16 protein-coding genes and 1 tRNA gene are annotated in these 13,431 nt (G+C 55.0%); 9 read left to right on the forward strand and 8 right to left on the reverse strand.

The annotated features are described in order from the left end of the window. Positions 1–10: 10 nt before the first annotated feature. Entirely contained in the window at positions 11–1,342 is a 1,332-nt protein-coding gene (gene petB / locus ACR3E7_RS13155) for a cytochrome b (protein WP_480503560.1), read from the forward strand. 17 nt (positions 1,343–1,359) lie between these two features. Beyond that, positions 1,360–2,145 (forward strand): cytochrome c1, encoded by a 786-nt coding sequence (locus ACR3E7_RS13160; protein ID WP_480503561.1) that lies wholly within the window; start codon positions 1,360–1,362, stop codon positions 2,143–2,145. 142 nt (positions 2,146–2,287) lie between these two features. Here the strand turns inward: ACR3E7_RS13160 and mtaB are convergent, their stop codons facing one another. Together mtaB and dapF are read right to left on the reverse strand one after the other, a co-directional pair. Further along, entirely contained in the window at positions 2,288–3,544 is a 1,257-nt protein-coding gene (gene mtaB, locus ACR3E7_RS13165) for a tRNA (N(6)-L-threonylcarbamoyladenosine(37)-C(2))-methylthiotransferase MtaB (protein ID WP_480503562.1), read from the reverse strand. After that, positions 3,541–4,383: a diaminopimelate epimerase gene (gene dapF / locus ACR3E7_RS13170; RefSeq protein WP_480503563.1), complete on the reverse strand. Its 843-nt coding sequence runs from the start codon at positions 4,381–4,383 to the stop codon at positions 3,541–3,543. Before dapF ends, mtaB begins: the two co-directional genes overlap by 4 nt. A 211-nt stretch (positions 4,384–4,594) precedes the next feature. Here dapF and ACR3E7_RS13175 point away from each other — a divergent pair. From ACR3E7_RS13175 to ACR3E7_RS13200, 6 genes are all read left to right on the forward strand, one after another. Next, positions 4,595–4,670 (forward strand) — tRNA-Lys (locus ACR3E7_RS13175). Between the two features lie 209 nt (positions 4,671–4,879). Continuing rightward, on the forward strand, positions 4,880–5,671 hold the full coding sequence (locus ACR3E7_RS13180; protein WP_480503564.1) for a hypothetical protein: 792 nt from the start codon (positions 4,880–4,882) through the stop codon (positions 5,669–5,671). Then, complete coding sequence (locus tag ACR3E7_RS13185; protein ID WP_480503565.1) at positions 5,668–6,291, forward strand: hypothetical protein; 624 nt, start codon at positions 5,668–5,670, stop codon at positions 6,289–6,291. Before ACR3E7_RS13180 ends, ACR3E7_RS13185 begins: the two co-directional genes overlap by 4 nt. Then, positions 6,284–6,589, forward strand: a complete 306-nt coding sequence (locus ACR3E7_RS13190; protein WP_480503567.1) for a hypothetical protein — start codon at positions 6,284–6,286, stop codon at positions 6,587–6,589. Before ACR3E7_RS13185 ends, ACR3E7_RS13190 begins: the two co-directional genes overlap by 8 nt. Positions 6,590–6,766: 177 nt before the next feature. Further along, positions 6,767–8,407: an N-6 DNA methylase family protein gene (locus ACR3E7_RS13195; RefSeq protein ID WP_480503569.1), complete on the forward strand. Its 1,641-nt coding sequence runs from the start codon at positions 6,767–6,769 to the stop codon at positions 8,405–8,407. After that, positions 8,382–9,110, forward strand: a complete 729-nt coding sequence (locus ACR3E7_RS13200) for a hypothetical protein (protein WP_480503571.1) — start codon at positions 8,382–8,384, stop codon at positions 9,108–9,110. Before ACR3E7_RS13195 ends, ACR3E7_RS13200 begins: the two co-directional genes overlap by 26 nt. A 48-nt stretch (positions 9,111–9,158) precedes the next feature. Here ACR3E7_RS13200 and ACR3E7_RS13205 read toward each other — a convergent pair whose 3' ends face one another. The 6 genes from ACR3E7_RS13205 to ACR3E7_RS13230 are packed head-to-tail and all read right to left on the reverse strand — an operon-like array spanning position 9,159 to position 12,472. Continuing rightward, a complete protein-coding gene (locus tag ACR3E7_RS13205) occupies positions 9,159–9,875 on the reverse strand; it encodes a hypothetical protein (RefSeq protein ID WP_480503572.1) in 717 nt (238 codons plus the stop codon). Next, positions 9,860–10,645 (reverse strand): terminase large subunit domain-containing protein, encoded by a 786-nt coding sequence (locus ACR3E7_RS13210; RefSeq protein ID WP_480503573.1) that lies wholly within the window; start codon positions 10,643–10,645, stop codon positions 9,860–9,862. The genes ACR3E7_RS13205 and ACR3E7_RS13210 overlap by 16 nt, the downstream gene beginning before the upstream one ends. Then, on the reverse strand, positions 10,635–10,880 hold the full coding sequence (locus ACR3E7_RS13215) for a hypothetical protein (protein WP_480503574.1): 246 nt from the start codon (positions 10,878–10,880) through the stop codon (positions 10,635–10,637). Before ACR3E7_RS13215 ends, ACR3E7_RS13210 begins: the two co-directional genes overlap by 11 nt. Beyond that, positions 10,877–11,449, reverse strand: coding sequence for a hypothetical protein (locus ACR3E7_RS13220; RefSeq protein ID WP_480503576.1), 573 nt, complete (start codon positions 11,447–11,449; stop codon positions 10,877–10,879). Before ACR3E7_RS13220 ends, ACR3E7_RS13215 begins: the two co-directional genes overlap by 4 nt. Before the next feature lie 2 nt (positions 11,450–11,451). Then, the gene (locus ACR3E7_RS13225) at positions 11,452–11,856 is read right to left on the reverse strand and encodes a hypothetical protein (protein ID WP_480503577.1); all 405 of its coding nucleotides are present in this window, start codon (positions 11,854–11,856) and stop codon (positions 11,452–11,454) included. After that, on the reverse strand, positions 11,837–12,472 hold the full coding sequence (locus ACR3E7_RS13230) for a hypothetical protein (RefSeq protein WP_480503578.1): 636 nt from the start codon (positions 12,470–12,472) through the stop codon (positions 11,837–11,839). The genes ACR3E7_RS13225 and ACR3E7_RS13230 overlap by 20 nt, the downstream gene beginning before the upstream one ends. Before the next feature lie 188 nt (positions 12,473–12,660). On the opposite strand from ACR3E7_RS13230, the gene ACR3E7_RS13235 reads away from it, so the two are divergent. Beyond that, the gene (locus ACR3E7_RS13235) at positions 12,661–13,416 is read left to right on the forward strand and encodes a DUF3800 domain-containing protein (RefSeq protein WP_480503579.1); all 756 of its coding nucleotides are present in this window, start codon (positions 12,661–12,663) and stop codon (positions 13,414–13,416) included. Positions 13,417–13,431: the final 15 nt, after the last annotated feature.

Raw genomic sequence — 13,431 nt, forward strand, 5'->3', positions numbered from 1 at the left:
GGAGACCCAGATGTCCGGAATTCCCCACGATCATTACGAGCCGAAGACAAACGGCGAGAAATGGCTGAACAGCCGCCTGCCCATCGTCGGCCTGATTTACGACACCATCATGATCCCCACCCCCAAGAACCTGAACTGGTGGTGGATCTGGGGCATCGTCCTGGCGTTCTGCCTGGCGCTGCAAATCGTCACCGGTATCGTTCTGGTGATGCACTACACCCCGCATGTTGATCTGGCCTTTGCCAGCATCGAGCACATCATGCGCAACGTGAATGGCGGCTATATGCTGCGCTATCTGCACATGAATGGCGCATCGCTGTTCTTTGTTGCGGTCTACATCCACATCTTCCGTGGCCTGTTCTACGGCTCTTACAAAGCCCCGCGTGAGATAACGTGGATCATCGGGATGCTGATCTACCTGATGATGATGGGTACTGCCTTCATGGGCTATGTTCTGCCCTGGGGTCAGATGTCCTTCTGGGGTGCAACCGTGATCACCGGCCTGTTTGGTGCGATCCCCTTCGTTGGCGACGCGATCCAGACCTGGCTGCTGGGCGGACCCGCGGTGGACAACGCTACGCTGAACCGCTTCTTCTCGCTGCACTATCTGCTGCCGTTCGTGATTGCGGCGCTGGTCATCGTGCATATCTGGGCCTTCCACACCACCGGCAACAACAACCCCACGGGTGTTGAGGTTCGCCGCACGTCGAAAGCCGATGCCGAGAAAGACACGCTGCCCTTCTGGCCCTATTTTGTGATCAAGGATCTGTTTGCGCTGGCCGTGATCCTCGTCGTGTTCTGGGCGGTTGTAGGCTTCATGCCGAACTATCTGGGCCACCCCGATAACTATATCGAGGCCAACCCGCTGGTCACACCTGCACATATCGTGCCTGAATGGTATTTCCTGCCGTTCTACGCGATCCTGCGGGCCTTCACCGGTGAGGTTTGGGTTGTTCAGTTCGCAAGCTTCATCACCGGCGGCATCATCGATGCCAAGTTCTTTGGTGTGATTGCGATGTTCGGTGCGATCCTGGCGATGGCTCTGGCACCGTGGCTGGACACTTCCAGCGTGCGTTCGGGCAAATACCGTCCGATGTTCAAATGGTGGTTCTACCTGCTGATCGTCGACTTCTTTGCCCTGATGTGGCTGGGTGCGATGCCCGCCGAGGAGCCCTATGCGACCTTCTCGCTGATCGCGTCCGCCTACTGGTTCGCCTATTTCTTCGTGATCCTGCCGATCCTGGGTGTAATCGAAAAGCCCGATGCACAGCCGGAGACGATCGAAGAAGACTTCAACGCGCATTATGGCAAGGCTGACGCCGACGCCACGCCGGCCGAGTAAGAAGAGGGACCGGAAACATGTTCAAGAAACTTGCAATCGGTGCCGCGTTTGCCTTGGCCCTTACCCCTGCTGCGTCTTTCGCGGCAGGTGGCGGCGAGCAGCATATCGAGGATTTCCACTTCTCGTTCGAAGGGCCGTTTGGCACCTGGGATCAGAACCAGCTGCAGCGCGGTCTTCAGATCTATACCGAGGTCTGCGCGGCCTGCCACGGCCTGCAATATGTACCTCTGCGTGATCTGGAAGCGCTGGGATACTCGGAAGAAGAAGTGATCGCCTATTCGGCAGAGAACTTCGAAGTGTTCGATCCCGAGCTGGATGATTTCCGCGCGGCCATCCCGACCGACCACTTCCCGGCCAACAATGGCGTTGGTGCACCGGACCTGAGCCTGATGGCCAAAGCACGTGCCGGATTCCACGGCCCATACGGTCTGGGGATCAACCAGCTGTTCAAAGGCATGGGTGGTGCGGAATACATCGCCTCGCTGCTGGACGGTTATACCGGTGAGGAAAAAGAAGAGGCCGGCACCATTCTCTATGAGAACAAGGCTTTCCCCGGTGGATGGATTTCAATGGCACCTCCTATGTCGGATGATCAGGTTGAATTCGCCGATGGCCACCCCGCCACGGTCGAAGCCATGTCCGAGGATATTGCGGCCTTCCTGATGTGGACGGCTGAGCCCAAGATGATGGAGCGCAAGTATTCCGGTTTTGTCGGCGTGATCTTCCTGTCGGTTCTGTCGGTGCTGCTGTACCTGGTGAACAAACGCCTGTGGGCCGGTGTCAAAGGTAAGCGCAAAGACTAAGGTTTTTGCATCGCTGAAATTAAAAACCTCCGCGCCGGAAGGCTGCGGGGGTTTTTTGTTGCAGGCGAGGTGAAGGGGCCAGCCCCTTCTTGGCCTACGGCCAATTCATCCCCGAGATATTTATGGCCAGATGAAGGACGGATCAGGCTTTGAGTTGGCTGCTCGTGTGACCGGTGATCGTGGCGGTGACGATCTGGCCCTCGGGTTGGGGGGTGGTGAAGGTGACTTCGGTGAATTGCTCGGTACGGCCCATATGCGGGTTCTCCATCAGAATGTGATGGGTTTTACCCAGTTGGGCGGTCAGGTGCTTGGCGACCTGCGCATCGCCAGCGGCGCGCAGGCGGGCGGCACGGGATTTGATGATATTGCCGTTGATCTGCTGCGGAATGCGCGCTGCCGGGGTGCCTTCGCGTTTGGAAAAAGGGAAGACGTGCAACCAGGTCAGATCGCAGTCGGTGACGAGCTTCAGCGAGTTCTCGAAATGCGCCTCGGTCTCGGTCGGGAAGCCAGCGATGATATCCGCGCCAAAGGTCATGTCGGGGCGCAGCTTGCGGGCCTCTTCGGTGAAGCGGATGGCGTCGTCGCGCAGGTGGCGGCGTTTCATGCGTTTCAGGATCAGATCGTCGCCATGTTGCAGCGACAGGTGCAAATGCGGCATCAGGCGCGGTTCCGTCGCGATAGCCTGCATAAGGTTTTCATCGACCTCGATCGAGTCGATCGAGCTGATCCGCAGGCGCGGCAGGTCGGGAACCAGCTTGAGGATACGCATCACCAGATCACCTAGCTTCGGCTGAGCAGGCAGGTCAGCGCCCCATGAGGTCAGGTCGACGCCGGTCAGCACGACCTCGTTATAGCCCCGGTCCACCAGCCGCTTGATTTGGTCCACCACCACGCCCGCAGGGACGCTGCGCGAGTTGCCACGCCCGTAGGGAATGATGCAGAAGGTGCAACGATGATCACAGCCGTTCTGGACCTGCACATAGGCGCGGGATCGGGTGCCAAAGCCATCGATCAGGTGACCTGCAGTCTCGGTCACGGACATGATGTCATCGACCTGTACCGCCTCGGTCTGACCGATGAAATCAGCGGCCATGCCTTTCCAGGTGTCGGGCTGCATCTTCTCGGTATTGCCGATGACCGCGTCGACCTCGTCCATTTTGGCGAAGGTTTCAGGTTCGGTCTGGGCGGCGCAGCCGGTGACGATCAGGCGCGCATCGGGGTTTTCCCGGCGCAGCTTGCGGATTTCCTGCCGGGCTTTGCGCACGGCCTCGGCCGTCACGGCGCAGGTGTTCACCACCACGGCGTTCGACAGGCCTGCCTGTTGTGACAGTTCTTTCATCGCCTCGGTCTCATAGGCGTTCAAGCGGCAGCCCAGAGTGGTGAACTTGGGCGCGCTCATCCCAGCATCCCCAGAAACTCAGGGGTCAGCGTTCCCGAGAAGACATGGGCCGTGGGGCCGGTCATCCAGACGCCATCCTCGCGCCAGTCGATCCAGATCGTGCCACCGTCCAGTTCGATCTGCACCTTGCGCCCGGTCAAGCCGCGCCGTGCAGCCGCCACCGCTGTGGCACAGGAGGACGAGCCAGAGGCCAGCGTGATGCCCACGCCGCGCTCCCACACGCGCATACGGATGTGATCGGGGCCGATGATCTGCGCCACCTGAACGTTTGTGCGTTCGGGATAAAGCGGGTGATATTCGTAGCGCGATCCGAATTCTTCCAGCGGGATTGCCTCGGCATTGTCCACAAAAAAGGTGCAGTGCGGGTTGCCCATTCCGGTCGCCGAAGGCCCGCCTTCGATGGGCAGTTCCAGCGTATCAACCTCTTCGGCCAGCGGGATCTGGTGCCACTCCAGCTGCGGCGGGCCCATATTGACCGAGGTCAGCCCGTTGCCCGCGTCGCGCGCATAAAGCGTGCCGCATTCCGTCGTCAGGGTCAGCTCAGGCTTGCCGGTTTCCTCCATCAGGAAGCGGGCGATGCAGCGCGTGGCATTGCCGCACGCGGCCGAAGTCGACCCGTCCGCGTTGTAGAACACCAGATGCGCATCCGATTCGCCGTTTTCGATGACTGCCAACTGATCAAAGCCAACGCCAAACTGACGGTGCCCGATTCCCTTTGCCAGGGCTGGTGTTAGGTCAATGCTTTGCGCACGCGCATCCACAATGACAAAGTCATTGCCCAGCCCGTGCATCTTCATGAAGGGCAAACCCGAAGTCAGTATTCGTTGCATGGCGGGCATATAACCCTGCCTTTGAAATGAATCCACCCTATCGCGCAGATTCCTGAAAAAAGGGGTTGACCCCCCAGCGTCCCCTGCCTAATTAGGCCGCCTATCGGGTCGCCGGAACGTAAGAAATTACAGGCGAAACGATGCGTGAAATAAGGACTTGCACCCGATCGGGAAAATGCCTTAGAGAGCGCCACGGATCGAAGGATCCAGACAAAAGAGTGGGCCGTTAGCTCAGTTGGTAGAGCAACTGACTTTTAATCAGTGGGTCGCAGGTTCGAATCCTGCACGGCTCACCACTTCAACCGATTGATCGGAAACGAAAAACCGCCGGGCGAAAGCTTGGCGGTTTTCGGTTTTTTCAAACGTTTTTCAAACAGACGCGTTTTTCAAACATTTTGTGTCCACCTCGCATTTAATCGCACCCACGACTCGTCCATTGTTGCCAAAGTCGCGCCAAAATCGTGCCACATCAGTGCTTTAAGTTGGCCGTGAAAGGGGGCGACCAGTGAAGCACGCCGCGAAAATCGAGCCGGGCATTAGCAGAGCGTTCACTTTGCCGCTTGAACCGTTCGGAGGCGACCTGTTGTGTATCGATGCCCCTCAAGCGGACGACTGGAGAGCGCTTCCCAAACGATTCCTTGACGGTATCGAACTGACGTCTCGGTTCATCGGCAACGCGAAGCACCACGGCCAAGAATGGTGGAAAATCGAGTACGCCCATCTGCTGGACGGCAAGGCTATTGCAACCGACAACAAAACAGTTGTCGAGTATGATGTGGGTAAGTCCGCACTAGCATGCACGCTTACGCTCAAGCAGTTGCGAATGATCAAGGCGTTCGAAGCGGCACCGTCTTATCATTCGACCACAAACGATGCTCTGCACCTCCGATGGGCAAACGGAAACCGCCTTGCCCTTAGTCAGCAATACCGTCCCGCCGCCGACCTCGGTAAGCTACTTGACCCGTTCGAATGGGAAGACTTTGATCCGATTGACGAGGATTGGCGGGCGCAGGTTGTCGGTCATTTCTCCTTCAAACCGGTCCGCGACAACGAAGGGCTGATGACAATCTCCCCGGATCGCATCACCGGAGGGGTTTTTGACGACCGCCCGGATACCGAGTTGCGCATTCAGACGCACACGGAAAGGGAGGTTTCATTCGAACAAGCGACCTTACTAAACGCCGTGAGGGTTGCGACTGAGATCAAGTTTGTCCATGAGGGTGCCCACTCCCGCCTTCTCTTTAGAAGCAAGAACGTGCGTGGCGTTGCCGTTTCAAGACAACGGGTAACGTCATGAGGACCGTGGTGGACGGATTGCTCTTCCACCCGGACGGCGCGACCGCCTCCGACGTACTCAAGCGCCTTGCCGACGGTACAACCAACTACCGTTTGGACGACCCGTTCCAGCCCGCCATCTACGAGACCGAGTGCGAAGTCGCAAAACTCGATGAGCAGATTTTTCGCGCGGAGCAACGGTTGATTGCCCTCCGACATGAGAAGCTCCGCGCACAACAGCGCCTTGAGGAGCAGCAGGCAGCGAAAGAGCGGTTTGCCGAAACCGGCGAGATCGACCTAACGCTGCTACCTTCCGTTGAAGCACTCGCAAAAGCTGAGGCGGCTGAGCAGCGGGACGAGATCAAGGAGGCGGAATCCGAGAAGTTCGACCTTCCGACCGAATTGAAAGATGAAGGCTGGACCGAAGACCCGATCCGCGTCACCGACACCGAGATCATTGTCACGATCCGCAAGCGACGCACCGACACCCCTGTCGATGTCGAGCAAGCCGAAGAGCGGATCGCGAAGGTCGTCGAGAATGCCATGCAGCCGTTCCGTGTGGATGACTCTCACTACCGCCGTGTCCTGCGCGAACACATCGCAAGACGCCCGCAGCAACCAAAGGGGCCGCCTGATGACTGAGATCGCGATCGAGGATGACCTGTGGAAACTGTTCTCAAAGAAGCCAAAGAGCCACCGCAAGAAAGGCGATGGACTCATCCTTTGGGAAGCACTCAGCCAGGTACTCAACGCCAAGTCTTTCGGAGACGGCAGAAGCCTCCTCGATGTGAATGATGAAGAACGGTTCTACTTGGTCGCAGGTCGCCAAGCGTCCGCAGTCGTGCGTCAATGCGACCTGCGAAAGGTCGGTCATGCGCTCAACAGCAACGCGGGCGAAACGATGGTCGGTTATCTTGGGACCTCCCCGTCGAGCGGTTGAGCGCGTCATGCTTCCAATTCGACAGTGCATAAGGTACGGCACCTCCACTATGGAGAGGGTGCAGCCGCCTTTTTGACATTGGCGACTGCTTAGAGCAGTAACCAACCGAAAAACGATCTATCTTGTGCTTCCAATCATCCAAGTCGCCATATAGAGTAGGCAAAAAAGGGGGAAACCTTGGCGCAACAGGCTACATTGTTCGATGATTGTCACTCGGCCGCAATTTCGATCTCGGAAGTTGCCAACACACTGAGCGTTTCCGAAGCTTCTGTAAGAAACTGGATCAAAACGGGATACCTTGAATATGATCCTGCCACTGGTGTTTCCCAAGCTTCATTTGACCACTTTAAGAAAAACATAGCCGGCAAAATCAAACTGACAAAGAGAGCTAACAAGTCACTAGTAGATGATCACAACCATGAAGCTTTGGTTGAAAAAACGCTTGGAGCTTTAAAAGTCAGCTCAAACCTCTCCGACTTGTCCGACAAATACCAAAACAGCCTTTCGAATGCCTATCGAAACAAAGAAGGCATCTACTACACACCGGATAGCATCTGCGAAGCAATGTTCTCAGATGTTCCGACCCCAAAGGAGGATGAAAAGTTCTGTGATCCCTGTTGCGGCAGCGGAAACTTCATCATTGCCGCAATTCGACACGGGTTCGCGCCCAAAAACGTGTTCGGGTATGATACAGATCCAGTAGCAGTCGAAATAGCAAAGCAGAGAGTTCTGCATGAGACAGGTGTTGAACCAGAAAACATAATCTGTGCTGACTTCCTCGAAGTTTCGACCAACAGCACAACACCTGCGCAGCAATTCGATGTGATTTTGACCAACCCCCCATGGGGCAAGAAAATCCAAAAACTGGAAAAGCAGAGATACGGGAAAACGTTTGGTGCCGGTCGCAGCCTAGACACAAGCTCTCTCTTTTTCTTCGCTGCAATGAAGAATCTTCGAGAGCATGGTTTTCTATCTTTTTTAATGCCGGAATCGTTCTTCAAAATAGCAACTTTTCAAGACGCACGACGGCACTCGCTTAAGTACTCTTTGGTGAGTGTTCGCGACTTTGGCAAACCATTCAAAGGCCTTTTGACCAAAGCGCAATCGTTCTGCGTAAAAAAGTCAGCACCTGCTGAAAGCCGTGTGCTTTGCCACATGAATGAACGTAAGTTCTTTCGCAAGCAAAAGACCTTTGTGGATAATCCGGCAAGCATTATCAACTTCGAGTGCAGCCCTGAGGATGCTGCGGTAATTGCCAAGGTTTTTGATAGGCCACATATAACTTTAACCGGGGGCGCTAGATGGGGATTGGGAATCGTCACTGGTAACAACAAGAAGTTTTGCAACGAAGAGCCCAGCGAGAACTCAATTCCCGTGTACAAAGGCGTAGATGTCCATAGAGGGCGAGCAGACGATCCAACGACATTTATTCCATCGGATATGTCTCTCTACCAACAGGTGGCGCCCCTCGATTTGTTCGAATCCAAAAGCAAGATTCTATACAGGTTCATTTCTTCACGCCTTGTGTTTTATCATGACAAGGACGGTTCGTATTTTTTGAACAGCGTTAACATGATAGTACCCTCTCCGGAGTTCCCAATCGCGCCCGATAAACTTGTCAAGTTATTCAACACTGATTTCTATGATTGGCTGTTTTCAAAGCTATTTAATACACACAAAATTCTTCGTGCGGACTTGGAAAGACTACCGCTACCAGTGGAATTTCTGCGGGAACGAGAAGATTTCACAGAAGATCAATTGATCAAATACTATGAAATAGAGAGGACTGACGGTGGAGCTTTCCGAGTTAAGAGCTAAGATATGCGATTCTTTCGAGGGAGACTCTGTAGAGTTAGAAAGAATTCTCCGAATCGTAGAAGAAGACGAAGCGATTTTCCCGTTTAATGAGTACGAGCACCTAATATGCAACCTGATAGAAGTTGGCGGACTCACATTCGACAAGTACATGGAGATTCGAACGGAGTATGTAAGCGAGAATCCAAATCTTTGGATTTTTGAAATTTCTGCACCTAGAGGTTTTGGCGAGAAGTTCGCTCAAACATATGTCCAAGGAAAATGCTCCGCGCTCAAGAAGGCTTCCAAGAAGATTGACCCGCACTTTACCGGTGAATACGATCTTTGGCTTGACGGCATCAAGATCGAGGTGAAGGCATCGCGCGCAGTCGACAGTGCGAGCGAGGAGCCACTGTACATCAAGGCCTTGGCGAGAAGTACCACAAAAAAGTTCCTGATGAACTTTCAGCAGCTGAAACCACAATGCTGCGATGTCTTTATCTGGGTCGCAGTCTTCCGAGATGAAATTGTTCTCTGGGTAATGAACAGTGATGAAGTGCTTCACAACCCACTCTATTCCAAAGGGCAGCATAGAGGTAACAGGGGAAATGAAGGTCAGCTCCATATCAAAGACGACAACATACATGTTCTGAATAAGTTCGAACTGATTGGCGATGATCTTGGCCAAGCAATCAGGGATGCAGCATCTCGCGTCGTCGGCGCATAGTCTTCCCACCCAACGTCTGTATTCTTGACGGGATTCTGCTTTACCGCGTTAGCACCACCCGCGCAGCGTGCTGACGAGTATCTTCTGAGGTTTGAGATACTGGGATGCGAACGCGCCGACGATCAGCGCAATGCCGAGATCGCCGTGTCCAGCTGCTGACCGTGACTGCGTGATGATCTGATTGCCCGCCGCCGTCGTCTGCGTCGTAAAGGAAGCAAGGTCTTCTTCGATCTCCGGCCGCAGCGGCAGATCACGCGCGAAGGTCAGATCGCCAGAGGCAAACAGCACAGCCAGGTTTTCCACCATCAACGTCTTGCTGGCGTTCACGTAGCGGCCTTTGCGGGACCAATCCTGACCACCCGTCATCTGGATAGCACTGTGATCCACGCCCTGTTCCCGAAGCATGTCCGATACCACGCGCCCGATGGACGTGCCGTCGATGACGAGTTCGGACTTGCCACCAAATGGCGACGCGTTGCGCAGTTGGATGAGATGGTCGACGACATCGACGTAGGACAAGCCGCGAAACCGGTCCGCATAAACGACAGTGCGCTCGCGCTGCCCGAGGACGACCTTCGATCCGTCGGAAGTCGGAAGGCGTCGATCCTTGACGACGCAGACAGCAGAGTAATCATTCGCCTGCCCCAAATCCGCGCCTATCCAGTATCGCTCATATCCGGTCACGCGTGGAATAGCGGGATCCATGTTCGTCTCGTTTACGATGCGACCGTCCGGCATGTGGATCAGGTTCAAATCCTTGGCCATATCGCACTCTCACTGCTGGTGGCGTTTTCGATGATGGACAAATCAAAATACGAAAGACCGTCAGCAAGCATCTCGACTTCCACTTCTTGCCGGAAGCGCGTGGCGGATAATTGCGAGCGCAGGCGATCTACGCGGGCAGCAAGGCGGGGAATGGATGTTCCGGGCACGACGATGCAGTGAATGCCTTCCCGCCTCTCTGTGAACAGCTCTGCGAACATGTTGTGCTTGCCTGCGGGCGTGGAGGCGTAGAACGTCTGGCCGTTGTCCTTGAGCATCGGCAGCAGTGCGACCACGATGTCCTCTCCGCCGTTGTGTCCCGGCAGATAGGCCATCTCATCGACCATGATCAGATCAGCGGTGTATCCGCGTATGGTTGCACCAGACGCTGGAACAGCGATGAAACGCCCACCGTTTGATGTCTCGATCTCGGATTGCGTCGCTCGCTCTACCACCAAATCGGTGGCGCGCAGGTACATCGTTGCTTTCCGTGTGATCTCGCGCGTCTGTCGTTCTGCGGGCGCAAGACAGATCGTTGTACCACCGCGCTTTAACTCGCGCACGCCGCGCGTCGCCAATACGCAAGACTTGCCCGCCTGTCGGCACACACGCATGGCAACCGTTGGCGCGGTCGATGTGATTGCCTCCAATTGCCAAGGGTCGACAGACTTAGCGTTCGGCACCTCTTGTTGTAAGAAATGCAGCATTTCTGCACCTGCATCGAGGTCGCGTTCGACGAGGCCGCACCAGTCATGGAGGGCATCAAACGGCATGATACCTCGCCGTGTAGCAGCCCGCGCACCCCTTGTTGACGCCCCGCGGCGTGACATGCCCATGCTTGCACTCAAGGCCCGTGAAATATACTTTCTTGCCTTGATTTTCAGCTTGGTGGCGCGTTGAGGGCAATTCGGCCCATTCAGGATGTCCGGCCTGCGATGCGGCTTTTGAACGTGCGGCGGTCAGCTTTGCATAGTGATCCCAGCCCAGGAATTTTGAGTGGCGCGTCATAGGACTGTGTCCTCCTTCGTTACAGACAGCACATGGTGGCGCATCCGACGCAGCAGCGGTTCGCGAGCGGCGGGAACCTCAGTACATACTTCGGCCAAGATTTGACGCAGCGTGACCCATTCCTTGCTTTCGGCCAGTGAGACATTGACCGTCAGGTTGGTCGCAAGTTTGCCCTGAACTTGGGCAATATCGCGCAAGACACGGCGCAATCCTTCCATCGCCGCCAGCGCAAAAGATTCGTCCTCGTTTCGCTCCGCCTTGGTGATCAGCCGTTCCACGCGCTTTGCCAAAGACTCATATGTCATAGCGACGTCCAAGCGATCCTGATTGACGATCTCAGTATTGGTTTCGATTTCTTTGATGCGTTCTTGCGCCAGAATTTCCCGGCGCATTTCTTCGGTGATCTTGTCATCCCGATACCGCTGCACTGTCGAGTAGTTGCAGCCGATCCGCCGAGCGATGTCAGACAGCGACCGGCGACTAAGCACGATGTCCTTGATGATTTCATTCCGGTCCGGGCGCATGTCGATGATGGCGCGCCGCCCTGAGTTCTTGTTGCCGCCGCGCATTTTCAGGAGGCTCCTGAATTCTCGGTTTCAGCGTAAATCGGTGAGGCGTTATCGTCGCGATACCAATCAACGCGCTCTTTGACGCGCTTCCATTCTTCCTTGGAGACATCGACCAAATGATAATGAACGCGATCTGCGAACTGTTTATCGACGCCCGACTGAATGAGGTCATTGCGCATCTGGCCAAAACCGAGGCCCGCCAGATGGAATTTCATCGCCTGACCAAGAGTGACAACAACCGCGTCATCGACGCGGCGTGACGGATCAAGCTTAACTACTGGATCTCCCTCGATGATGTAATGTTGTCCGTCTCGCAGGACATAACACTCGGTATCCGGCATGATGCCGATTGTGACATGCAGAGCAAACTGTAGGCAGGCTCGGTCTTCAGGTGTTGCCGTCTGCATTGGCCGCCCTTTCCATGAGTTCGAATTTGGTCCGAGCATGCGGTGGCAGATCGTCGAGCGTGCGGAATGTCTTGTAAGTGAAGCCTTCCTGCTCAGCTTGCAGGCGGCGGTGGACGAGGCCACTGCCCTTGTCCATGTCAGCACGAACATAGCGCACGCGTTCGAAGTCATCATCAAAGGTGAATACCTTGCTTTGGATACTGCCGGCCTGACCAGTGTTGCGGATCGTGGGATCACCGTCGCCATCATCGATGACCATCACAGTTGTGCCGTCCCTCTCCGCTGCGGCCTTGGCTTCACGGTATTTTACCGGATCGCGCGCATCCTCGCGGGAGATGGCGTGTTTCGGTCGTGTCCCTTTCAGATACCAGTTGCCTTTGGCGTCTTGATTGAAGTTGGCGGCCCGCATTTTGCGGTCGTTTTCATCATCCTTGTAGACAGAAGGCGTTGCCTGTTGCGCCGTGAGTTGACGCTGCATGTCCTTCTTCTCGTCGAGTACGCGCGTATTGAAGGCGTGCAGATCGTCGAGACGTTTTGCCTGATCTGAGACGGTGGTGGTGAGTGTTTCGACCTGCTTGATTAAGGTTTGCAGGGCGGCGGTTGTCGCTTCGGTCATAGTGTATCCTTTCTGACTAAATGAGCGCGGCGTCAGGACAACACCGCGCTCATCTGGACAAGTCAGATAGGGAGCGATGCGCCGCGACGCTCACCAATCAATATAAAGGTTCGACCTTACCAATCCGACCGGTAGAATAAGGTAAACAAAGGATTTTTTAGGTACCAATAACCCACGGTGCAGGATATATGGGATCTAATGCCACCTCTCCAGAATGCGAAAATTTAATGCATTTGCTTTACTACGATGAAGTCAAATATCATCCACCGGAACAAAATAGTTTTTGGCTCGGAGGTGTCTGCGTATCAGGTGATGCTGTGCCTGTAATCGAGGCTCTCGTGAATGACGTGTCACAGTCAGCATTCGGCTCAAAGATTCTTACCAAAGAAACGGAGTTTCACGGCAAAGAAATTTGTGGCGGTCGGGGAAACTTTAAGGGGCGGGCTTTTCCTGAAAGATTGGATATCCTCTCACAACTGCTGGCGATAATCGGGCGTGAAGAAATACACCGCATCTACGTTCGAATTATTCCAGGCAACATAACTCACTCGTCGACGCCACCAGACGAGATTGCCTTTATGTATTTGATCGAGCAAGCCGACAGCCTCTTCAAAAGTCTGGGAACGGTTGGAATGTTGTTCGGCGACTACGATGAACCAAACATTGGTTCATCAGTTGCTTCTTTGTCGCGATATCGTTCTGGTGGGACTCACTGGCAGCGCGGCAGAGACATTGAGAACATAATCGATACGGTGCATTTTGCGCGGTCGCACCACAGTCGATTGGTTCAGTTGGCAGACATATTTTTGTACTGCAAACAGTTCATGCTGGGGGACAATTCTACCGGTTGGCGAAAAGGCATCGCAGATGTAATTTCTGCCTCTAACATCGAAAGCTGCGCCCGTGTCCGAATATGGCCCAGCGAAGCACAGTGGTATCGGTAAGAGACGACCGACGCT

The sequence above is a fragment of the Ruegeria sp. BK1 genome (genome assembly GCF_056535645.1).